31 protein-coding genes are annotated in these 19,824 nt (G+C 40.0%); all 31 read right to left on the bottom strand.

All coding sequences use genetic code 11. The features are described 5' to 3' along the window. On the bottom strand, positions 1 to 574 hold a 574-nt coding region (gene rpsD, locus RAO94_08830; GenBank protein ID MDP8322440.1), incomplete at its 3' end, for a 30S ribosomal protein S4. An 11-nt stretch (positions 575 to 585) separates the two neighbouring features. Further along, positions 586 to 981, bottom strand: coding sequence for a 30S ribosomal protein S11 (rpsK, locus tag RAO94_08825; GenBank protein ID MDP8322439.1), 396 nt, complete (start codon positions 979 to 981; stop codon positions 586 to 588). Positions 982 to 992: 11 nt separating this feature from the next. Then, entirely contained in the window at positions 993 to 1,367 is a 375-nt protein-coding gene (gene rpsM, locus RAO94_08820; GenBank protein ID MDP8322438.1) for a 30S ribosomal protein S13, read from the bottom strand. 19 nt (positions 1,368 to 1,386) lie between these two features. Next, the gene (gene rpmJ, locus RAO94_08815) at positions 1,387 to 1,503 is read right to left on the bottom strand and encodes a 50S ribosomal protein L36 (GenBank protein ID MDP8322437.1); all 117 of its coding nucleotides are present in this window, start codon (positions 1,501 to 1,503) and stop codon (positions 1,387 to 1,389) included. A 9-nt stretch (positions 1,504 to 1,512) separates the two neighbouring features. Further along, positions 1,513 to 1,731, bottom strand: coding sequence for a translation initiation factor IF-1 (gene infA, locus RAO94_08810; GenBank protein ID MDP8322436.1), 219 nt, complete (start codon positions 1,729 to 1,731; stop codon positions 1,513 to 1,515). A gap of 10 nt (positions 1,732 to 1,741) precedes the next feature. Beyond that, complete coding sequence (gene map / locus RAO94_08805) at positions 1,742 to 2,506, bottom strand: type I methionyl aminopeptidase (protein MDP8322435.1); 765 nt, start codon at positions 2,504 to 2,506, stop codon at positions 1,742 to 1,744. A gap of 4 nt (positions 2,507 to 2,510) precedes the next feature. Then, positions 2,511 to 3,815 carry a preprotein translocase subunit SecY gene (secY, locus tag RAO94_08800; protein MDP8322434.1) on the bottom strand — a complete coding sequence of 435 codons (1,305 nt, stop codon included), beginning with the start codon at positions 3,813 to 3,815 and terminating at the stop codon, positions 2,511 to 2,513. 1 nt (position 3,816) lies between these two features. Then, complete coding sequence (gene rplO, locus RAO94_08795; protein ID MDP8322433.1) at positions 3,817 to 4,269, bottom strand: 50S ribosomal protein L15; 453 nt, start codon at positions 4,267 to 4,269, stop codon at positions 3,817 to 3,819. Between the two features lie 17 nt (positions 4,270 to 4,286). Then, the gene (rpmD, locus tag RAO94_08790; GenBank protein ID MDP8322432.1) at positions 4,287 to 4,472 is read right to left on the bottom strand and encodes a 50S ribosomal protein L30; all 186 of its coding nucleotides are present in this window, start codon (positions 4,470 to 4,472) and stop codon (positions 4,287 to 4,289) included. Then, positions 4,459 to 4,998, bottom strand: coding sequence for a 30S ribosomal protein S5 (rpsE, locus tag RAO94_08785; GenBank protein ID MDP8322431.1), 540 nt, complete (start codon positions 4,996 to 4,998; stop codon positions 4,459 to 4,461). Before rpsE ends, rpmD begins: the two co-directional genes overlap by 14 nt. Before the next feature lie 11 nt (positions 4,999 to 5,009). After that, positions 5,010 to 5,384, bottom strand: a complete 375-nt coding sequence (rplR, locus tag RAO94_08780) for a 50S ribosomal protein L18 (protein MDP8322430.1) — start codon at positions 5,382 to 5,384, stop codon at positions 5,010 to 5,012. A 13-nt stretch (positions 5,385 to 5,397) separates the two neighbouring features. Next, positions 5,398 to 5,967 (bottom strand): 50S ribosomal protein L6, encoded by a 570-nt coding sequence (rplF, locus tag RAO94_08775; protein MDP8322429.1) that lies wholly within the window; start codon positions 5,965 to 5,967, stop codon positions 5,398 to 5,400. 13 nt (positions 5,968 to 5,980) lie between these two features. Further along, complete coding sequence (gene rpsH, locus RAO94_08770; GenBank protein MDP8322428.1) at positions 5,981 to 6,394, bottom strand: 30S ribosomal protein S8; 414 nt, start codon at positions 6,392 to 6,394, stop codon at positions 5,981 to 5,983. A gap of 12 nt (positions 6,395 to 6,406) precedes the next feature. Next, on the bottom strand, positions 6,407 to 6,592 hold the full coding sequence (locus RAO94_08765; GenBank protein ID MDP8322427.1) for a type Z 30S ribosomal protein S14: 186 nt from the start codon (positions 6,590 to 6,592) through the stop codon (positions 6,407 to 6,409). 12 nt (positions 6,593 to 6,604) lie between these two features. Next, entirely contained in the window at positions 6,605 to 7,147 is a 543-nt protein-coding gene (gene rplE, locus RAO94_08760) for a 50S ribosomal protein L5 (GenBank protein MDP8322426.1), read from the bottom strand. Positions 7,148 to 7,157: 10 nt separating this feature from the next. After that, positions 7,158 to 7,475: a 50S ribosomal protein L24 gene (gene rplX / locus RAO94_08755; protein MDP8322425.1), complete on the bottom strand. Its 318-nt coding sequence runs from the start codon at positions 7,473 to 7,475 to the stop codon at positions 7,158 to 7,160. 11 nt (positions 7,476 to 7,486) lie between these two features. Continuing rightward, positions 7,487 to 7,855: a 50S ribosomal protein L14 gene (gene rplN / locus RAO94_08750; protein ID MDP8322424.1), complete on the bottom strand. Its 369-nt coding sequence runs from the start codon at positions 7,853 to 7,855 to the stop codon at positions 7,487 to 7,489. Between the two features lie 10 nt (positions 7,856 to 7,865). Further along, positions 7,866 to 8,120 (bottom strand): 30S ribosomal protein S17, encoded by a 255-nt coding sequence (gene rpsQ / locus RAO94_08745; GenBank protein MDP8322423.1) that lies wholly within the window; start codon positions 8,118 to 8,120, stop codon positions 7,866 to 7,868. 8 nt (positions 8,121 to 8,128) lie between these two features. Beyond that, complete coding sequence (gene rpmC, locus RAO94_08740) at positions 8,129 to 8,329, bottom strand: 50S ribosomal protein L29 (protein ID MDP8322422.1); 201 nt, start codon at positions 8,327 to 8,329, stop codon at positions 8,129 to 8,131. Next, positions 8,329 to 8,745, bottom strand: a complete 417-nt coding sequence (gene rplP / locus RAO94_08735) for a 50S ribosomal protein L16 (protein MDP8322421.1) — start codon at positions 8,743 to 8,745, stop codon at positions 8,329 to 8,331. The genes rpmC and rplP overlap by 1 nt, the downstream gene beginning before the upstream one ends. A 12-nt stretch (positions 8,746 to 8,757) precedes the next feature. Further along, positions 8,758 to 9,405, bottom strand: coding sequence for a 30S ribosomal protein S3 (gene rpsC, locus RAO94_08730; GenBank protein MDP8322420.1), 648 nt, complete (start codon positions 9,403 to 9,405; stop codon positions 8,758 to 8,760). A 9-nt stretch (positions 9,406 to 9,414) separates the two neighbouring features. Beyond that, positions 9,415 to 9,753 carry a 50S ribosomal protein L22 gene (rplV, locus tag RAO94_08725; protein ID MDP8322419.1) on the bottom strand — a complete coding sequence of 113 codons (339 nt, stop codon included), beginning with the start codon at positions 9,751 to 9,753 and terminating at the stop codon, positions 9,415 to 9,417. A 12-nt stretch (positions 9,754 to 9,765) separates the two neighbouring features. Further along, positions 9,766 to 10,038 (bottom strand): 30S ribosomal protein S19, encoded by a 273-nt coding sequence (gene rpsS / locus RAO94_08720; protein MDP8322418.1) that lies wholly within the window; start codon positions 10,036 to 10,038, stop codon positions 9,766 to 9,768. Positions 10,039 to 10,062: 24 nt separating this feature from the next. After that, positions 10,063 to 10,893 carry a 50S ribosomal protein L2 gene (gene rplB, locus RAO94_08715; GenBank protein ID MDP8322417.1) on the bottom strand — a complete coding sequence of 277 codons (831 nt, stop codon included), beginning with the start codon at positions 10,891 to 10,893 and terminating at the stop codon, positions 10,063 to 10,065. A 9-nt stretch (positions 10,894 to 10,902) separates the two neighbouring features. Continuing rightward, positions 10,903 to 11,190 carry a 50S ribosomal protein L23 gene (locus tag RAO94_08710; protein ID MDP8322416.1) on the bottom strand — a complete coding sequence of 96 codons (288 nt, stop codon included), beginning with the start codon at positions 11,188 to 11,190 and terminating at the stop codon, positions 10,903 to 10,905. Further along, entirely contained in the window at positions 11,187 to 11,825 is a 639-nt protein-coding gene (rplD, locus tag RAO94_08705) for a 50S ribosomal protein L4 (GenBank protein MDP8322415.1), read from the bottom strand. The genes RAO94_08710 and rplD overlap by 4 nt, the downstream gene beginning before the upstream one ends. Positions 11,826 to 11,840: 15 nt before the next feature. After that, a complete protein-coding gene (gene rplC, locus RAO94_08700) occupies positions 11,841 to 12,476 on the bottom strand; it encodes a 50S ribosomal protein L3 (protein MDP8322414.1) in 636 nt (211 codons plus the stop codon). A gap of 10 nt (positions 12,477 to 12,486) precedes the next feature. After that, positions 12,487 to 12,807, bottom strand: a complete 321-nt coding sequence (gene rpsJ, locus RAO94_08695; protein ID MDP8322413.1) for a 30S ribosomal protein S10 — start codon at positions 12,805 to 12,807, stop codon at positions 12,487 to 12,489. Positions 12,808 to 12,819: 12 nt separating this feature from the next. Next, positions 12,820 to 14,010 (bottom strand): elongation factor Tu, encoded by a 1,191-nt coding sequence (gene tuf / locus RAO94_08690; GenBank protein ID MDP8322412.1) that lies wholly within the window; start codon positions 14,008 to 14,010, stop codon positions 12,820 to 12,822. A gap of 549 nt (positions 14,011 to 14,559) precedes the next feature. Next, on the bottom strand, positions 14,560 to 16,815 hold the full coding sequence (locus tag RAO94_08685; GenBank protein ID MDP8322411.1) for a choice-of-anchor Q domain-containing protein: 2,256 nt from the start codon (positions 16,813 to 16,815) through the stop codon (positions 14,560 to 14,562). A 66-nt stretch (positions 16,816 to 16,881) separates the two neighbouring features. Next, complete coding sequence (locus tag RAO94_08680; GenBank protein ID MDP8322410.1) at positions 16,882 to 19,317, bottom strand: T9SS type A sorting domain-containing protein; 2,436 nt, start codon at positions 19,315 to 19,317, stop codon at positions 16,882 to 16,884. Positions 19,318 to 19,824 lie beyond the last annotated feature (507 nt).

The raw sequence follows: 19,824 nt of genomic DNA, 5'->3' as shown, positions 1-19,824 counted from the left end.
CAGGTATTTGATCTCTAAGAGGGATATCAAGGTAAGTACCCATAAATTTCTCTCTTTCTACCTGCAGCCAGGGATATACACTGGCAGAAGCATCCATTGCTTCCAGAATAGCGATCATATTACGGCTCTTTTCTTTTATCTCAACCACATCACCCTGTTTTACCAGGAATGAAGGGATATCAACCTTTCTGCCATTAACTTTGATATGACCATGATTGACGAATTGTCTTGCCTGCATGATAGTACGGGCAAAACCCATACGATAGATAACGGTATCGAGTCTTCTTTCCAGAAGCTGGAGAAGGTTAACTCCAGTCATCCCCTCCATTTTATCTGCTTTTGCAAAATAATTGTGGAATTGACGCTCCAATAACAGATAGGTGTATCTCAGTTTCTGCTTCTCCCGCAGATGTATTCCGTAATCAGAAACACGGCGTCTGAATTTCCCACCATTTCCATGCTGTCCGGGAGGATAATTTCTCTTTTCCAGAAGCCGGTCAAATTTGGGATTTCCATATATATTTTCTGAAAAACGCCGAACGATTTTACCTTTTGGTCCAGTAAACTTTGCCATAAACTTATCCTTTAGATTCTTCTGGTTTTACGGGGACGGCACCCGTTGTGAGGGATGGGGGTTGCATCACTGATCATCGTGACTTGTAAGCCATTATTATCAAGTGAGCGGATAGCAGATTCTCTGCCACCTCCAGGTCCTTTAACAATTACATTAACTTTATTAATACCCATATCCAAGGCAGCTTTTGCAACTTCTTCTGCCGCAAGCTGAGCTGCAAAGGGAGTACTCTTCTTTGAGCCTTTATATCCTATTTTTCCACCACTTGACCAGGTAAGAGTATTTCCTGCCTTGTCAGCCAAAGTGACAATAGTATTATTGAAGCTGGAATGGATATATGCTACACCTTCATTAAATGAGAGTCTAACTCTTTTCTTTTTAACTCTGCGCGCACCTTTCTTTGCCATATTCTATGCTCCTATTTCTTTTTCTTACCTGCACCTGTGCCACGACGACGTCCACGGCGGGTTCTGGCGTTAGTATGAGTTCTTTGACCTCTAACCGGCATCGAACGCTTATGACGAATTCCCCGGTAACAGCCAATTTCCATTAATCTTTTAATGTCCATGGCGTTCTGGGTTCTCAATTCTCCTTCAATCATATACTGAGTTGTTAGAGTGTCTCTAAGCAGCTTTTCTTCTTCTCCAGTGAGATCTTTTACCCTTTTATTAGGGTCAATCCCGGTAAGAGCGAGCACCTTCTCAGAAGTTGTGCGCCCAACTCCAAAAATATAAGTAAGACCAACGACAACTCGTTTGTCTTTTGGTAATTCAACACCTGCTATGTGTGCCAACCTATATCCTCCTTATCCTTTAACCCTGGCGTTGTTTATGCTTCGGATTTGCCGGGCATATTACTCTGATAACGCCATTTCTCTTTATGATTCTACAATCTTTACAGATCTTCTTAACTGACGCTTTAACTTTCATACATATCTCCTATTTGTAGCGATAAGTGATTCTGCCCCGATTGAGGTCGTAAGGTGATAATTCAACTTTTACTTTATCACCAGGAAGAATCCTTATATAATGCATTCTGATCTTACCGGAACTATGAGCAATGATCTCATGACCATTCTCCAGTTCTACACGGAACATTGTGTTTGGCAATGCCTCTTTTACAACACCTTCAACTTCAATTACACCTTCTTTTGCCATTAAATTTCCTTTAGTTATATGGTAGTGTGAGTATCTCTGGTTCACCATCAGTTACCAGGATAGTATTTTCAAAGTGTGCCGAAAGACTGGCATCAGCAGTGAAAAACTCCCAACCACGCTCAATGACCATGTTAGTGCCAATATTGACCATCGGTTCAATAGCCAGTGTCATACCAGCCTTGAGCCGTGGTCCCTTACCTTCGATACCAAAGTTGGGGATCATAGGGTCTTCGTGCATGTCCCTGCCTATCCCGTGTCCGGTTAGATCATCTGCGACATTAAAACCATTTTCCCTTGCGTAGGAACCAATCGCCCATGAAATATCACCAATCCTGTTACCTGATCTTGCCATCTTCATGCCGCGATCGAGGGCTTCTCTGGTAACAGTAAGTAATTTTTCAACTTTTTTGTTCATCTCACCCACAGCAAAGCTGCGAGCTCCATCTCCATGATAATTATTCTTATATGCACCAACATCAATACCAATCAGGTCTCCATCTTTAAGGATTCTGTCTTTGGCAGGAATTCCGTGCACAATACAATCATTCACAGATGCACAAATAGCTGCTGGATAGGGTTCCAATCCAGGAATTCTGTATCCTTTAAAACTGGGAACAGCACCTTGGCTAAGGATATAATCCTCGGCAATCTGATCAAGTTCCCAGGTACTCACTCCCGGTTTGATATGTTGTGCCATTAATTCCAGCACACCACCAACTATCCGGTTGCTTTCCCTCATCAAAGCTATTTCTTTATTATTTTTTATAAAGATCATTTTATTAACGGCTGCGAGCGCGCAATTTACCTTTTTTCATAAACCCGTCATAATGCCGCATTACAAGGTGAGATTCGATCTGCTGGAGGGTATCAAGAGATACACCAACCACAATGATCAATCCAGTACCACCAAAATAGAAAGGCAGACCTGCCCATCTTTGCATAAATTCTGGCATTACAGCTATGAATGCAAAAAATATTGCACCAGGTAAAGTGATTCGTGTAAGTACATTGTTGATATAATCAGAAGTTTTCTTGCCCGGTTTACGACCAGGAATAAATCCACCATACTTCTTCATGTTCTCTGCCATCTCTACAGGATTGATAACCATTGCTGTGTAGAAATAAGCAAAAAAGACGATCAGAAGTACATAAAGCAGAGTGTATAAAAACTTTCCAGGTGACATTATGTTCACTATAGATGTAGCAAATTCACTATCTTTGAAGAATGTTGCTATAGTTCTGGGAAACATTAACACTGATTGAGCAAAGATAATCGGGATCACACCAGCACTATTCACCTTAAGTGGAATAAATGTGCTTTGACCACCATAAACCTTGCGACCAATAACTCTCTTTGCATATTGAACAGGTATTTTTCTTACACCTTCAGTTACCAGCACTACTGCAGCAGTAACAATTACCATGACAATAATCACGGCAACAAATGGAAAAATTTTCATAGCCCCGATTCTGAGCATACTAAACATATGCAAGAAACCCTGGGGGTAACGAGCAATAATTCCTGCAAAAATAATTAAAGAAATACCATTTCCAATACCGTGTTCTGTGATCTGCTCACCAAGCCACATAATTATCATAGTTCCTGTTACCATACTAAGGACGGTAACGAATAAAAACATGATTCCTTGATCTGGGACTGCGCCTGGCAGATTCTGCAGGAATAAAGCAATACCTATTGAATTAAAGGCAGCAATACCCACAGTACCATATCTGGTATACTGTTGGATTTTCTTTTGACCTTCGGCACCTTCTTTTCTGAGCTTTTCAAAGAAAGGGATCACACTACCTAATAACTGAATAACAATAGAAGTAGTAATATAGGGCATGATTCCTAATGCAAAGATAGAAGCACGCTGCAGATTTCCACCCACAAAAAGATCAAACATGCTGAACATGTTCCCATCTGAACCTGCTCTATCGAGAAATTCTTTCAAAGCTGAGGCATTAATGCCTGGAACAGGAACAAAACTACCCAGTCTGTAAATGATCAGGATCAGAGCAGTATAGAGGATTTTCTTCTTAAGATCAGGTATTTTAAAAATATTGCTGATACTGTTAAACACTTTAAATTACCTCCGCTTTTCCACCAAATTTTTCAATAGTTTCTTTGGCTGCTTTGGAAAAGGCATTGGCTTTGATTGTAATTTTCTTGTTGAATTCTTCTTTTTTATCAGCTAAAATCTTCACAGGTGACTTTTCATTCTTACGCAGCTTTCTGATCAAATCCAGCTTTTCCAGCTTTTCGATATCAAATTCTGTGTCATCAATTGACTGCAGTATATGCAAATTGACGATTCTTGATTCTATGCGAAATGGATTATGGAACCCGCGTTTGGGAAGACGACGCTGCAATGGCATCTGTCCACCTTCAAACCAGGCTGGTATGCTTCCACCTGAACGTGATTTCTGACCCTTGTGCCCGTGTCCGGACGTTTTTCCTGTGCCAGAACCATGACCCTTACCCAATCTCTTCTTATTCTTTTTGATATCTGGCCGTTTTATTTCGTGAAGTAACATCATCTACTCCTTACCAGTTATTCCTGGACATCTTCAACTTTTACCAGGTGAGAAACTTTATTTACCATACCCCTGATAACAGGTGTGTCATTATGAACGCGTGAACTGCTGATCTTTCTTAAACCTAATGCTTTCACAGTTCTTTTCTGATCTTCTTTTCGGCCAATCACACTATGCACCAAGGTAACTTTAATCTTCTTCATTCTTTTCCTCCCTGCCGGTAAGCTCTGCCATTGTCTTACCACGCAAACGAGCTACATCCTGTATTCTTCTCAGGTTCTTTAATCCATTAACGGTAGCTTTCACTACATTTGCTGAAGTATTTGAACCCAGAGATTTTGTGAGAATGTCTTGCACACCAGCAGCCTCGAGTATTGCTCGAGCAGGACCACCAGCGATTACTCCTGTTCCGGGAGAAGCAGGTTTCAATAAAATAATGCTGGCACCAAATCTACCAATGATCTCATGAGGAATAGTTCCTTTAACCAATGGCACATTGAACATCACCTTACCAGCTTTTTCTTTTGCTTTGCGAATTGCCTCTGCAATTTCATTAGCTTTTCCAGTTGAAACACCTATTCTGCCGTTTCTGTCTCCAACAACAACAGTAGCATTAAAACTGAAATTACGTCCACCCTTAACAACCTTTGCCACCCGGTTCGTGTCTATCAGGGTCTCTGCTGCAAAGAGAGGCTCATTATTACGAGGATTATTTCTTTTGTTTTCCACTCATTCCTCCCTTAAAACTCTAATCCGGCTTTTCGGGCACCATCTGCTAAGGCTTTCACTCTTCCGTGATATAAATATCCACCACGATCAAAAGATACCTTGGTAATACCCTGTGCTAATGCTATTTCGCCAAGCTTTTGACCAACTATAAAGCTGGTCTTTGTCTTTTTCGCTTTAGTATCTAATTCCAGCTCTTTTGAGATTGATGACATTGCTGCCAGGGTGTGACCCTTGCGATCATCAATTATTTGAGCATAGATATTTTTTAGACTGCGAAATACAACCAGGCGAGGGCGTTCCTCTGTGCCAAAAACTCTATTTCTGATATGAAAATGACGTCGAGTTCTTGCCAGTCTTTTCTGATACGATATATTTTTACTCTTCATCTAAATAACCTCATTATGCGCCACTCTTACCAGGCTTAATACGTATCCATTCGTTCTCATAGCGAATACCTTTACCCTTGTAATTCTCTGGTGGACGACAATTTCTGATCTCAGCAGCAAATTTGCCAACATCTTCTTTATGGATTCCCCCAACAGTGATCTCAGCCTGAACACCAAGCTTACCCTGTTCTCTACGAGGAATTACTTTGGCATCCACAGTCAGATTGTCTGGTACTTCCATCAGTATTTCATGAGAAAATCCCAGAGCCAATTTTAACCAGGGACCCCGTCTCTCTGCACTATATCCAGTACCAATCACCTGAAGTACTTTCTTGTATCCCTCTGAAACTCCTATGACCATATTATTGATTAACGCGCGGGTCAAGCCATGCAATGATTTCTGCTCTCTGCCGTCATCACTGCGTTCTACCCGTACAAGTCCATCACTTTGCTCAACGCTGATACCTTCCTGAAGTGTATATTGCAATTCACCTTTGGCGCCTTTTACCTTAACGATCATTCCGTTCAGAGATACCTGTACTCCATCTGGTAATTTGATTGGTGTCTTTCCTATTCGTGACATTTTTCCTCTCTTCTTACCATACTTTACAGATGTACTCGCCACCGACTTTGCGTTTGCGAGCTTCCCTGTCAACCATCACACCACAATTTGTAGAAAGCAAAGCACATCCTGTATTATTATATACAGAAGGGATATTACCCGAATTTACATAAATCCGAAGACCCGGCTTACTGATTCTTTCCACACCTTTTAATACAGGTTCCCCGTCATTGGTATAGCGCAGGTTTATAAATATCTGCTTGCGATATATTTTTTTCTCGGGATCTCTGTCAATTAATTCATAGCTGTTAACAAAATTTTCTTCTGCTAATATTCGAACTATAGCCTCTGTCAATTTATTATGATTAACATAAACACTTTTATGCTTAGCCCGATAAGCATTGCGGACTTTTGTTAATGCATCTGCAATTGGATCAGTTATACTCATAGACCTACTCCTTTACCAACTTGCCTTTTGTATTCCAGGGATTTTACCACTAGATGCCAATTTACGAAAACATAATCTGCATATCCCAAAATCACGCATATATGCTCGAGATCTTCCACATAACTTACATCGCGAATATTTGCGTACGGAAAATTTTGGAGCTCTGCGCTGCTTCACAACCCATGATTTCTTAGCCACAATAACTCCTTATCAATTTTTTTTGAAGGGCATGCCCAGACTCTTAAGCAAGGATCGTCCTTCCTCATCTGTAGCTGCCGAAGTTACGATCGAGATATTCATTCCTCGAACCGAATCTATTTTATCATATTCAATTTCTGGAAATACGGTCTGCTCTTTGATTCCCATTGAATAATTTCCCCTGCCATCAAATGACTTGGGAGACATACCGCGAAAATCACGCATTCTGGGGATCACAATAGCGATCAGACGGTCAAGAAATTCATACATGACCTCACCTCTCAAAGTTACCATACAACCAATTGGCATACCTTCACGTAACTTGAAATTTGAGATCGATTTCTTGGCTTTGGTTATCACTGGTTTGCGACCGGTGATCTGTACCATATCTTTTACTGCATGATCCAGAAGCGCTTTGTTTTGCGTTGCCTGACCAACTCCCATATTTATCGTCAATTTTGAGAGTTTAGGCACCTGGTTAGGATTTTTGTAGTCATATTCTTTCATCAGAGCAGGAACTACTTCCTTCAGGTATTTATCTCTTAATCTGTTCATTCCAATCTCCTTAGATCTCATCTCCACTTTTCTTGTCCACGCGAACCCGCTTGTCACCGATTACTCGATAAGCTGCCTTGGTTACATCTCCCAGTTTTTCATTGAAAAGCTGTACATTGGATACGTGAACAGGGGCTTCCATCTGGACTATACCACCCTGTGGATTTTGCTGGGTAGGACGCATGTGCTTTTTGATAAAATTCACCTTTTCCACAATCACTCTTTGAGTCTTGGGGAAAGCTTTCAATACTTTACCTTTCTTGCCTTTGTCTGCACCGGAGATAACGATTACTGTGTCGCCTTTCTTAATTCGTAATTTATTTCTCATCTTAAATTCTCCTAAAGCACTTCCGGAGCAAGTGAAACTATTTTTGAGAAATGCTTCTCTCGCAGTTCCCTGGCTACAGGACCAAATACACGAGTCGCCCTGGGTTCCATTTTTTCGTCTATCATCACACAGGCATTATCCTGGAAACGAATATAGGAGCCATCTTTCCGACGTACTTCTTTATGAGTTCTCACTATTACAGCTCTCTCAACACTACCTTTTTTGATCTTGCTGGTAGGGCTTGCAGATTGAACCGCTACAACGATAACATCACCAAGTGATGCAGATTTCCGCTTGGAACCACCCAACACCTTGATGCATTTTACTTTTCGGGCTCCAGAATTATCTGCAACTATCAACTTTGTTTCTGCTTGTATCATTCCAGGCTCCTTACTTCTTTCTTTCGATTATCCGTTGTAGAGCCCAACGCTTTTCCCGGCTCAGTGGTCGTGATTCCACAATCTCTACTACATCACCTTCACGACAATCATTTGCCTCATCATGGGCTTTGAATTTCTTGTGGCTTCTAACGATCTTCTTATACAGAGGATGTTTATACTGACGCTCAACGCGTACTATGATAGTCTTATCCATCTTGTCGCTTACCACAATTCCCTGTTTCGTTAATTTTCTATGATTTTGCATATCTGCCTCTATTTGCTACTATCGGTACTGAGCTCGGTTATTAAGGTATTAATCCGGGCGATACTCTTCTTCACTTCTACGATCCGATTAGTATTCTCCAGACGATTCATTGACTTCTGGAACCTTAAATTGAATAGCTCTTCCCGGAAATCTTCCAGCTTCTGCTGCAATTCGTCCACGGTAAATTCTCGGAGTTCTTGAATTTTCATTATTCCACTCCTTCTCGAATTATCAATTTGGTGTTCACTGGTAACTTATATGATGCCAGACGAGCTGCTTCTTTTGCTCCAGCAGTATTGATCCCGGTAAATTCAAACATGATCCTGCCGGGTTTAACAACTGCCACCCAATACTCAGGAGCTCCTTTACCTTTTCCCATACGGGTTTCCGCCGGTTTCTTTGTGATTGGCTTATCGGGAAATATTCTGATCCAAAGCTTTCCCGTTCTTTTCATTGTACGTGTGATAGCAACACGAGTCGCTTCAATCTGACGACTGGTTATCCAGCCTGGACTGGTTGTTATGATTGCATAATCACCAAAGTTGATCGTACTGCCACGATAAGCTAATCCTCTTGTACGTCCCGTCTGACGTTTCCTGTATTTTACTTTTTTCGGTGCTAACATCTTTCTTGCTCCTTATGACAGTATATCGCCCTTATAAATCCATACCTTGATCCCAATCACACCATAAGTTGTTGTGATCTCAGTTAAGGCATAATCAATATCGGCTCGTAATGTATGAAGAGGAGTACGACCTTCCTTATAACGCTCTGTACGTGCCATATCAGCACCTCCAAGACGTCCACTTACCTGCAACTTAATACCCTGGGCTCCATTACGCATGGCGTTACGGATAGAAAATTTCATCGCGCGGCGGAAAGTAACTCGATTCTTGATTTGACGGCCAATCTCTTCACCTACCAGACTGGCATCTATCCATGGATTCTTTATTTCCAAAACGTTGATAAATACCTTCATTTCAGCATCACGATCCTTGTTTACTAGAACGGTGATCTCACTACGAAGCTTATCTATCTCAGTACCTTTACGACCTATTACATGTCCAGGTCTACCAGTGCTGATATCAAGCGTGATTGATCTCGTTTTACGGGATATCTCTATCCTTGAAATCTGGGCATCGGGCAGACGGCTTTTCAAATATTTCCTGATCATCAGGTCTTCATGAAAATTCTGGATATATTCTTCTTTTGTAGCAAACCAGATAGACTCGGTATGCTTGTTCACGCCTATTCTATATCCAATTGGATTAGTTTTTTGTCCCAATCTACCCTCCTATTCCTTTTCCGACAAGGCAAGTGTGATATGGCAAGTTCTACGTCGTATTATTGTCGCTCTCCCATGTGCTCTGGGACGATGCCGGCGCATGATTGGTCCATCATCCGCAAATACCTTGCTTACTACCATATCTCCTGTATCGACTTTATTATCTTTCTGCTGGGCATTAGCTACAGCTGAATTTAATAATTTAGCTATATATACCGCTACCCGCTTCTTAGAAAAAAGCAATATATTCTGAGCTTCTGGAACTTTCTTGCCGCGTATCAGGTCCAGAACCAAACGAGCTTTCCTCGCTGATCCTCTCAGATTTTTTACTCTGGCTATTGCTTCCATTACATAACCCCTTTATCTCTGTGCTTTCTTTTCTTTGTGCCCACGGAAGGTACGCGTCGGGGCAAATTCTCCCAGCTTGTGTCCCACCATGTTCTCGGAGACATATACTGGTACAAATTTGCGTCCATTATGTACTGCAAAAGTGTGCTCTACAAATTTTGGGAGAATTGTGGATCTTCTCGACCATGTTTTGATCACTTGCTTCTTGCTCTCGGCATTTAGCATATCCACTTTCTTTTCCAGATGCGCATCTACAAATGGACCTTTCTTTACTGATCGAGCCATTTCTTTTCCTTTCCTTTTTCCATTTTAACGTTTCTTTCTTGATTTGATGATGTAATCATCGCTGTACTTATGCTTCTTACGAGTCTTGCCACCTTTGGCTAATACTCCCCAGGGTGATACGGGATGGCCACCACCAGATGTCTTTGCTTCTCCTCCACCCATCGGATGATCGTGGGGGTTCATGGCAACACCTCTTACAGATGGTCTCCAGCCTAACCAGCGACGTCGACCCGCCTTGCCATAGACTATCGAATTGTGTTCCAGATTTCCTACCTGACCCATTGTGGCATAGCACTCTTTACGTAAAAGATGCACATGTCCTGAAGGCATACGTACATGAACATAATTACCTTCCTTGGCAATTAATTGTCCATAAGTACCTGCACTACGGGCTAATTGTCCACCACGTCCAGGTTTGAACTCTATATTATGGATTATACTTCCTAATGGGATATTATTTAATGGTAAAGCATTTCCTACCCGGATTTCTACTTTCTCTCCGGATATTATCTGCTCTCCTACTTTTAAACCCACAGGGGCTAATATATAACGCTTTTCTCCATCTGCATAATGTAGAAGAGCTATTCGGGCTGAACGGTTCGGATCATATTCAATGGCTGCTACTTTCGCTGGTATATCAATCTTATTACGCTTGAATTCTATTATCCGGTAATGACGCTTATGTCCACCACCACGATGGCGGATTGTGATCCGACCTTGATTGTTACGCCCTGCTTTTTTGGGCAGAGGTTTGATTAAGGTCTTTTCCGGTTTACTTTTGGTTATCTCTTCAAAAGTGTAACCTGTCTTGAACCGTAATGTCGGTGTTACTGGTTTATATTTTTTGATTCCCATGCTGTCTCCCTATAAATCGAATTCAGCTATTTTATCGCCAGCTTTCAACTTCACGATCGCTTTCTTCCAGTCTTTACGCTTGCCGGTATATCTACCCAAACGCTTAACTTTTCCTCGCTGATTGATCGTGTTCACTTTCATGACACTTACGTTGAATACTTTTTCAATAGCTTGTTTGATCTCGATCTTATTTGCATTTACACTTACTTTAAAGGTGTAACTGTTATTAGTGAGATGATTGTGTGAACTCTTCTCTGTGATCAAAGGGGATATTATTATTTCTCTTGCATGTTTCATTTGGCAAATACCTCCTCTATCTTCTTAAGGGCTCCTTCTGTGATCACCAGGTGATTACAGTTCAATATCTCATAAGCATAAATACTGTCTGCCCGGTCTGATCTCACGTAAGGAATATTGCCGAATGATCTGACTATGGATGCATCACTTCCATCTATCAATATCAATGTCTTGGCTCGTTCCGGAGAGATCTTTTTCAATATTTCTATTGCTGTCTTAGTGTCTGGTTTTTCAAACATTAAATCTTCAATGATAATTACCTGATCTAATTTAGCTCGCTCAGTTAGAGCAACCTTCAATGCCAGGCGTTTCTTCTTCTTAGGTATACTACGATACCAGTCTTTGGGTACACAACCAAATGCAGTTCCTCCACCTACGCGGACAGGTGTTTGCCGATTTCCGGGTCTGGCACTGCCAGTACCTTTCTGACGATACAATTTCCTGCCGCTGCCATGCACTTCTGAACGACTCTTGGTCTTGGAGGTTCCCTGCCGTTGATTGGCTCTATACATATTAATCACTTCATAGAGGAGAGCGTTTGCATTACCCCGGGTTTCAACTGCAAATAGTGATTCCGGGAGTGCTGCTGTTCCTATCTCCTCTCCTGTCGCTGAATATTTCTTTACTTCCAACATCTATGTCTCCCTGATCTACAGTTCTTTCCTGATATATACTACGCCATTTCGGTGTCCGGGGACTGCCCCTTTAACCATCAGTAAATTGTGTTCCAGATTTATCTTGATCACACGCAAATTCTTAACACTCACTTGTTCACTCCCTGTATGTCCTGGTAATTTCTTACCTTTGAACACGCGGGAAGGTGTGGCGCACTGACCAATTGATCCTGGTCCACGATAACTTTCGTGAACTCCATGAGTTGCTTTGAAACCTTTAAATCCATAACGTTTCATCACTCCCTGGAAACCTTTACCTTTTGAAACTCCAGTTATCTTGAGAAGTTCATCTTCTACAAACATAGATACGTCGAACTGCTCATCTTCCTGAATGTCTTTATATACTTTCAGCCTGAATTCCTTTAAATAACGGTAACAATTACTATTGTGCTTCTTAAAATGACCTTGAAGAGGCTTTGTTACTAACTTTTTGACTCGCTTCTCAGCTATCTCTTCAAATCCCATCTGTATTGCATCATAACCATCATGTGCTTTCGTCTTCTTTTGAATCGTCCAGCATGGTCCCGCTTTTATCACTGTTACCGGAATCAGATGACCTTGCTTATTAAATATCTGCGTCATCCCAAGCTTTTTTCCGATTAACCCTATCATCTTTTCTCCTTTATGCCTTGATCTCTACATGTACTCCCGCTGGCAAACTCAATTTCTTCAAAGCATTGGTCGTTTGTGGCGTAGGATTTATTATATCTATCAATCTTTTATGTACCAGCATCTCAAACTGATCCTGGGCTTTCTTATTTACATGGGGTGATCGTAATACAGTATATAAAGTCCGCTCAGTTGGTAAAGGGATCGGTCCCTTTATCCTGGCGCCTGTATTCCGTGTGTTTTTAACTATTTCAGCAACAGATCTGTCTAATAATCTGAAGTCATATGCTTTCAGCTTTATCCTGATCCTGTTCTCTGTGTTGCTTTCTGACACTATTGCCTCCAGTTATTCCTGTATATCTGCTACAACGCCGGCACCTATTGTTCTACCACCTTCTCTGATAGCAAAACGCAAGCCCTTTTCCATAGCGATTGGAGTTATCAATTCTCCTGATATATTTACATTATCACCCGGCATTACCATCTCTACACCTTCTGGTAAAGTGATGGATCCGGTCACATCTGTGGTCCTGAAATAGAACTGGGGACGATAACCTGTGAAAAATGGTTTATGTCTGCCGCCCTCGTCTTTGGTCAGGATATAAGTCTTGCCACTGAACTTGGTGTGTGGATTTACTGATTTTGGCTTAGCCAATACCATTCCACGCTCGATCTCGTCCTTTGCCATTCCACGCAAAAGGATTCCTACGTTGTCTCCAGCTTCCCCGCGATCAAGTATCTTACGGAACATCTCTACTCCAGTACATACTGTTTCCACGGTTTCACGGATTCCCACGCGTTCGATCTTCTCGCCAACTTTTACAACACCACGTTCAATTCTACCAGTGGCAACTGTTCCACGTCCCTGAATTGAGAATACATCCTCTACAGGAAGCAGGAAAGGGAGGTCGGTCTGACGTTCTGGAATCGGCACATAAGCGTCAACTTCGTCCATTAATTTCTGAATTGACTGTTCGCCTAATGGTCCAGGATCGCCGTTCAAGGCTAATAATGCTGAACCGATGATGATTGGAATATCATCTCCAGGAAAGTCATATTCAGTCAGTAATTCGCGAACTTCCATCTCTACAAGCTCTAAAAGTTCATCATCATCTACCATGTCAGCCTTGTTCAAATATACTACCATGGCTGGAACACCAACCTGTCTGGCCAGCAGAATGTGCTCTCTCGTCTGGGGCATTGGTCCATCTGCTGCGCTAACAACAAGTATAGCACCATCCATCTGAGCGGCACCAGTGATCATGTTCTTTACATAATCAGCATGACCAGGGCAATCCACGTGGGCATAATGACGATTTGCTGTTTGGTATTCAACATGTGCTGTTGCGATTGTGATTCCACGTTCCTTTTCTTCTGGGGCATTGTCAATACTGTCAAAACTGGCGAATTCTGCTCCACCTGACTTACTCAGATAAAGTGTGATCGCTGCGGTTAATGTCGTCTTTCCATGGTCAACGTGACCAATCGTGCCGATGTTTACATGCGGCTTATTACGAACAAATTTTTGCTTTGCCATTATATCCTCCTAAATGATCTAAAAACCTGTTTGTCTTTTCCAGGTTTCATTTTCGCAGTATGCAAAGAATACTGCCGTCCCTCTGTTTCTCAGGGGAATGCCTAAACTCAAATATCATTAATATCTGTCAAACTAAAAATTTAATTTCTCTTAAATACCGTTATTTTAATTAGTTAACCTTGAGCCGATACGACTCAGGTATTTGCACCCTTCTAACATCTATTCTACTCAAAAAACACTTCCCTATTCCCAGATTTTATACATATCTGTCAATATTAAAAAATCCCCACGCAAGCATCATCATCCCAGCTAAGCAGGAGTTATGAACGGTACCCCGGATATGACTTCTGGCAACCTTTCAAAAATCTGATGTACTGCCCAGATAAGTAAAATCAGACCAGGGATGGTCTGGTTACCCAACATAAATCAGCGTCAGTCGCAATTAACGAATCTTTCATTCTCTGCTTTAAATAAAGTTCGTCTTGTTCGTTGCTTAAAAAAATCTTCACATTACATTTCCATTAAAAATTCAAATCTCAAAATTCATAATTACTTCACCACCGTCACCTTCTGCTGAGCCTGATATTCATCTCCAGCTTTTACCCTCACAAAATACACTCCACTACTCACCATTTCCCCTGCTTCATCCCGCAGATCCCAGGAGACCGAATTCATTTTACATTTTACATTTTCAATTTTCAATTTGCGCAATCTCTGCCCCTTAATATTAAATACTTCTATACTCAAATCCTTAGAACTGTCTCCCATCCACATTATCTTAGCCTTACCATCTCGAAGCTGGGAAGATATTAAAGGATTCGGATAGATCAATATTTCATCTGGTTTCTGCACTATTTCATCGAGATCATTCCCTGTCCCCTGCCATTCTATTGCTCCAATATCAACTCCATTACCATAGATGCGTGGATTGCCAAACACATCAGTTTCAGGTAATTCGATGTCATAAGGCAGATCAAGCGTCCCGGCATCTATCAATGGTGATCCAGATTGTGGTGTATAATCTGCACAAACCATTGGATCGCAGTCAAGAATCCCTCCCAGCCAGTTCACTTCGGAATAGGCATCTCCTATAATGGGTACCCAAGTTGTATCCTGAATCAATGAGTGTGAAATATTAACAGTACTGCCCCAGATTCCACCCGAACCAGTATCTATTCCTACCTGATAGCCATCATTACCGTAAATGCAGCTATTATAGATATTGAAATTACCCCCTGTCTTAGAAACCACGCAGGCTAAAGCGTTTATAGAATCCTCACAGGCATTATTCATAACAGTACAATTGATCAGATTTGTTTCTGTCCAGCCATCACCTCTGATATTATATGACCATATTCCCCGGTCATTTACCGGGCAATAATTATCAACATCTAAAGCATTTATTATATCCAATCTGGACCTTTGACCAGTATCCTGCCCACTGAGATGCTTAATAAATGAAGCTCCATTTTTTACAATTATATTTTTGATAACACTGCTATTTTCAGGATCACTACCATAATTACCAAACGAATTTGAGGCTCCTTCAATTATAATATTGTCCATCTCAACACTGATCCTTGCTGCTATAGAAAAAAAACCATAAGAATCGTCTATACTGTGAAGATTCTTGATAGTTAACGTGGGGATTTCAGTACCATACCTTCTGAATTCCATATTCCAATCAGCAGGGTTACCATTGATCAAAGTAATATTCTTTAGTTCATATTCCATATCACTGTAATAATCCTTAATGTAGCTTTGACCTTCACTGTCCCAGATTACAGTATCCATATTATCACCGGTGATATTCACATAACCTTTCATGTTCAAAGGAAATATCTGATTATTTTGAGTAGGGCTATAAGTACCCTCTGACAAATATATCGTATTAGGATTATCTGGATTGGATACAATCCTGGTCATAGCTCCCGCTATTGTTTCCATAGAATATTCTGGACTTATTCCGCTGTTTTCATCATCTCCAACTGGTGATACATACATATCTCCATCATAGAAATCATAGTAAGCAGAATTTACATTTAAGTCCAGATATTCCCAATTCAGATTATTGCCATTATTTCCATGCATTATAAAATAAGGATCAGGTTCAACGCAACTGAATGTATCTAAGTAAACTGAAAAATACTCAGGATTCTCAATATCAATTCCTCTCGCCAGATCACAACATTGAGGACCATAGTTCCCGTAAATATTACAGAGATTTATTTGGTCAAACTCTCCAGTTGAAGTCCGGGATATAATCAGTCCACCAACTTGTCTGTCAGCCCTATTGAATCGTATTATTGTCCCAGATAAAAATATATCAGCTCCTGAGGTAGCTAAAATACCTCCTGCTGCTAAATTAGCATAATTATGCTCTATAATGCAATTGATTATATCAATATTGCACTCACTTACTAAGATTCCTGCTCCATGATAATAATTACAATTATGAATTGTAAATCCAATAAGTTGTGTTCCTTCTTCGGAATTATTATTATTTGTTTCTTCCAGTGTAACTCCGCAACGCTGATCATCTCCATTAATGATAGTTGAATGAATGTATTCATCCTCTCCGGTTGTCATATTTAAGCTGCCAATGACTATTGTCTTCCCCTGATAATTCACTTCCTCATGATATTCTCCGGGATAGACAAGTATTGTATCATAATCCACTGCCACATTTACGGCTTCCATAATTGCCTGATATTCTCCACTGCCATCCTGATTGACCGTAATTGTAATTCCGTATAAATTTAGAATCATTATCAAGCTAACTAATAAAAGAATCCATTTATTCATATATTCTCCTTTGATAAGCCTGACGTCACTAAGGAACGCCAGGCTATCTTATCATTTATAATAAAGCTACTTTAAAAGTACTACCTTCTGAGTCTGAGCCTTACCATTTGCCTTAAGGCTTATCAGATATATTCCTCCACTGACTTCTTTACCAAGTTCATTCCTACCGTCCCATACTTGGTTGATGTCCTCTCCGGCAGTACACATCTTACTTTTAAGCAGTGTTATAACTTTCTGACCCTTCACATTAAATACATTTAAATTAGCTACTCCATCTTCTGCCAGTGCAAAGCAGACCTGAACAGTAGGATTAAAAGGATTAGGATATGCTGAAAGGCTCTTTGCAATTGAAGGAACTTCTTCTCCCAGCGGATTTGTGAAACTGATAAATGACCATTCTCCCAGATTACCAGTAATCAGTTTTTCATTACCGGTTCTCAGTGGGTCTCTTATTACCTGATAATCAACTATTCTGCTTTCATTTCTGCCAAAATACTGTACAAATTGCACCTCATATCCAGGCTCTTCATCATAGATATATGCTCTGATATGGAAAAGACTATCACTATCAACTACTTCCGCTCCACGGCATTCTCCATTTACATACACGCCTATCTCAAAGGGAATTTCTTCTCCAAATTCTACATAGATCGGCATATAATCAATATCCTCATTATAAGAAAAATAAGTGGGTACCGGACGCACATAAGGCTCTATCTCTTCTCTGCCCGGTTGCTGCCACTGAAAAGTAAAATTGGTTGACTGATTATTATCTGACAAAATCACCAGATCCCCATAAGATAATGTAGCCTTGGCTGGCATTAACCAGGTATTCTTGAATTTTACGGCAGTCCAGTTCTTAGTCATAATTTTATCAAGTTTTAAGAATGTATAGTAGTTAAAAGCAGTTGAAGCATATTGAGTATCTTCCAGAAAATATCCTACCCAATCGTCAGTTCCACCAGCTACGACAGGTACGTCCGTATCCGGTTCACATATTTCTCCAAATACTCTTAGAGAATCATTATCATCCGGATCAGTAACCATGAATTTATAGCCACGTGTACTGCACATAAAATTGTTATTAGGATTCAGAGACCAATTATATTCATCATTTGTATCATCCCAATCCCCATAAAAATCAGGATTCCCATCGCTTTCATACCATATATCCACATCCGTAGGAGTTCCAGGATATTCGAACTTATCCAGCATGGCACATGCTTCAATGAATTCACCATTGTTTTCCCCGTCACTAACCTCAAGCCTTGGGAAACTGCGCCAGTCATATACTACTGGTAAAATTCCACCATTTTGTGTAAAAGTCCAAGTACTATGAGGACAGGGTACATATCCGATATCCATCCCACTTTCAGGACCAGTCCCACTAAATTCACCTGCATCAATACAAGGTGAATCCCAGCAAAGATGATAAAGATCATCTCCTGAGACAAAACACTCCGCCGCAGTGGTTTCAAAATTGCCTTCGCTGCCATTTGAACTATTTGGCACCATATCATCATCTTGTAAATGTCCACAAAACCGTATTATATCATATTCTAAGAATTCCGTTGTATTTAATATAATACTATTGTTTATTTTTTTGCTATTCATTGCTGACTCACATTGTGATACTCCACAGTTATCATTATCATGAGATGTATTATTGCCGATAATAGTACATAAGTTCATCTTTAAAGATGATAAGTCCAAATTTATTCCTGCCCCATCATCATACGTTGTATTATTGCTAATCAATGTATTGTCAATTACTAAGACAAAATCAAAATTATTTGCGTTCTGTATCTGTACACCTCCACCTTCATTATTATTTATTAAACAGTTTTTTATATCTAGTATAAAATCATAATATGAACAATTAGCAATGATACCTCCTGCATAATTTGACCCATCTATATTATCATAGTCATTGATATTATTCTCAATTATGCATGATTCTATTTTACAATTGTATCCCTTATTTATCCCAATTGCTCCTCCACCAGTACCATAATTAATACAATTCTCTATTATACAATTTCTAATTATGGTATTATTAATATAATAACTTTCATAACCAATTGTAATTCCTGCTGCAAAATTTTCAGAATTGTTATAACAATCTGTAATAGTAAAACCACAAATTATACATCCATCGGGACCTAATAGAACTATTCCTGAATCGGCCCCATTTCCGTCAATAATAGTCGTTTCGATATAACTTTCATCTCCAGTAATTAAATAGTTACTACAAATAGTTATATTATTGGGAAATCCCGTACCAATGACAACCTCTTCATTGTAGGTTCCAGAGTAAACTAAAATTGTATCATACTCAGCAACTGATATGCAATCAATTGCTTCCTGTATAGTCTGAAAAGCTTCTGCGGGACTTGTCCCATTACCTGATTGAGCAACAGTACAATCTACATACCAGGTATTACAAAATATCATCACCGGTAGCAACGCAATTACCAGAAAAATAAAATATTTCTTGTTCATAATGAACTCCTTATTATTTTGTTTTTAGATCTTAATGATTTAGCTGCCTGTTCATTTCCAGTGCTCAGGCAGCGACTTTTTTTCAGTTCTCAGCCAAAAGCCCAAAGCTCATACCAGTATAACTTATATATATATATATATATACTTAGCTATCTTCCCTATCAGTGAGTGATTTAATTGACAAAATTGTTTACAGTAAAATAGTAATTCTTGATCAAACCGTAAACAGTTATTTGCAGTTCCAGAAAACTGTAAACAATATTTACAGTCTATTCTGCCATAAGCAAATCCCACTATCAAACTCAACCCTCCACTATCAACATGTTATAATCTTTCTTCTGATTTAATCACTTTGTACAATATAATTTATCTAAGTCTTATTTAAGCAATTTATGTTCCATACTTATGATTTTCATTTACCACTATCTCATCACAATTTCAAGTAGTAATGATATTAATATAGAACCGTTTATTAGTATTTTATCAATCAAGTTATTGAGTTAAAAA

Source organism: Candidatus Stygibacter australis (assembly GCA_030765845.1).
GTDB lineage: Bacteria > Cloacimonadota > Cloacimonadia > Cloacimonadales > TCS61 > Stygibacter > Stygibacter australis.
The sequence above is the reverse complement of the archived record's forward strand: the minus strand, read 5'-3'. Positions and strand labels throughout refer to the sequence as shown.

Excerpts from the sequence above, each read along its gene's own strand:
- rpsK (MDP8322439.1), bottom strand. The coding sequence starts at position 981 with ATGGCAAAGAAAGGTGCGCGCAGAGTTAAAAAGAAAAGAGTTAGACTC.
- rpmJ (MDP8322437.1), bottom strand. The coding sequence starts at position 1,503 with ATGAAAGTTAAAGCGTCAGTTAAGAAGATCTGTAAAGATTGTAGAATC.
- infA (MDP8322436.1), bottom strand. The coding sequence starts at position 1,731 with ATGGCAAAAGAAGGTGTAATTGAAGTTGAAGGTGTTGTAAAAGAGGCA.
- map (MDP8322435.1), bottom strand. The coding sequence starts at position 2,506 with ATGATCTTTATAAAAAATAATAAAGAAATAGCTTTGATGAGGGAAAGC.
- rplO (MDP8322433.1), bottom strand. The coding sequence starts at position 4,269 with ATGTTACTTCACGAAATAAAACGGCCAGATATCAAAAAGAATAAGAAG.
- rpmD (MDP8322432.1), bottom strand. The coding sequence starts at position 4,472 with ATGAAGAAGATTAAAGTTACCTTGGTGCATAGTGTGATTGGCCGAAAA.
- rplR (MDP8322430.1), bottom strand. The coding sequence starts at position 5,384 with ATGAAGAGTAAAAATATATCGTATCAGAAAAGACTGGCAAGAACTCGA.
- rplF (MDP8322429.1), bottom strand. The coding sequence starts at position 5,967 with ATGTCACGAATAGGAAAGACACCAATCAAATTACCAGATGGAGTACAG.
- rpsH (MDP8322428.1), bottom strand. The coding sequence starts at position 6,394 with ATGAGTATAACTGATCCAATTGCAGATGCATTAACAAAAGTCCGCAAT.
- rplE (MDP8322426.1), bottom strand. The coding sequence starts at position 7,147 with ATGAACAGATTAAGAGATAAATACCTGAAGGAAGTAGTTCCTGCTCTG.
- rplX (MDP8322425.1), bottom strand. The coding sequence starts at position 7,475 with ATGAGAAATAAATTACGAATTAAGAAAGGCGACACAGTAATCGTTATC.
- rplN (MDP8322424.1), bottom strand. The coding sequence starts at position 7,855 with ATGATACAAGCAGAAACAAAGTTGATAGTTGCAGATAATTCTGGAGCC.
- rpsQ (MDP8322423.1), bottom strand. The coding sequence starts at position 8,120 with ATGCAAAATCATAGAAAATTAACGAAACAGGGAATTGTGGTAAGCGAC.
- rpmC (MDP8322422.1), bottom strand. The coding sequence starts at position 8,329 with ATGAAAATTCAAGAACTCCGAGAATTTACCGTGGACGAATTGCAGCAG.
- rplP (MDP8322421.1), bottom strand. The coding sequence starts at position 8,745 with ATGTTAGCACCGAAAAAAGTAAAATACAGGAAACGTCAGACGGGACGT.
- rplV (MDP8322419.1), bottom strand. The coding sequence starts at position 9,753 with ATGGAAGCAATAGCCAGAGTAAAAAATCTGAGAGGATCAGCGAGGAAA.
- rpsS (MDP8322418.1), bottom strand. The coding sequence starts at position 10,038 with ATGGCTCGATCAGTAAAGAAAGGTCCATTTGTAGATGCGCATCTGGAA.
- rplB (MDP8322417.1), bottom strand. The coding sequence starts at position 10,893 with ATGGGAATCAAAAAATATAAACCAGTAACACCGACATTACGGTTCAAG.
- RAO94_08710 (MDP8322416.1), bottom strand. The coding sequence starts at position 11,190 with ATGAAACATGCAAGAGAAATAATAATATCCCCTTTGATCACAGAGAAG.
- rplD (MDP8322415.1), bottom strand. The coding sequence starts at position 11,825 with ATGTTGGAAGTAAAGAAATATTCAGCGACAGGAGAGGAGATAGGAACA.
- rplC (MDP8322414.1), bottom strand. The coding sequence starts at position 12,476 with ATGATAGGGTTAATCGGAAAAAAGCTTGGGATGACGCAGATATTTAAT.
- tuf (MDP8322412.1), bottom strand. The coding sequence starts at position 14,010 with ATGGCAAAGCAAAAATTTGTTCGTAATAAGCCGCATGTAAACATCGGC.
- RAO94_08685 (MDP8322411.1), bottom strand. The coding sequence starts at position 16,815 with ATGAATAAATGGATTCTTTTATTAGTTAGCTTGATAATGATTCTAAAT.
- RAO94_08680 (MDP8322410.1), bottom strand. The coding sequence starts at position 19,317 with ATGAACAAGAAATATTTTATTTTTCTGGTAATTGCGTTGCTACCGGTG.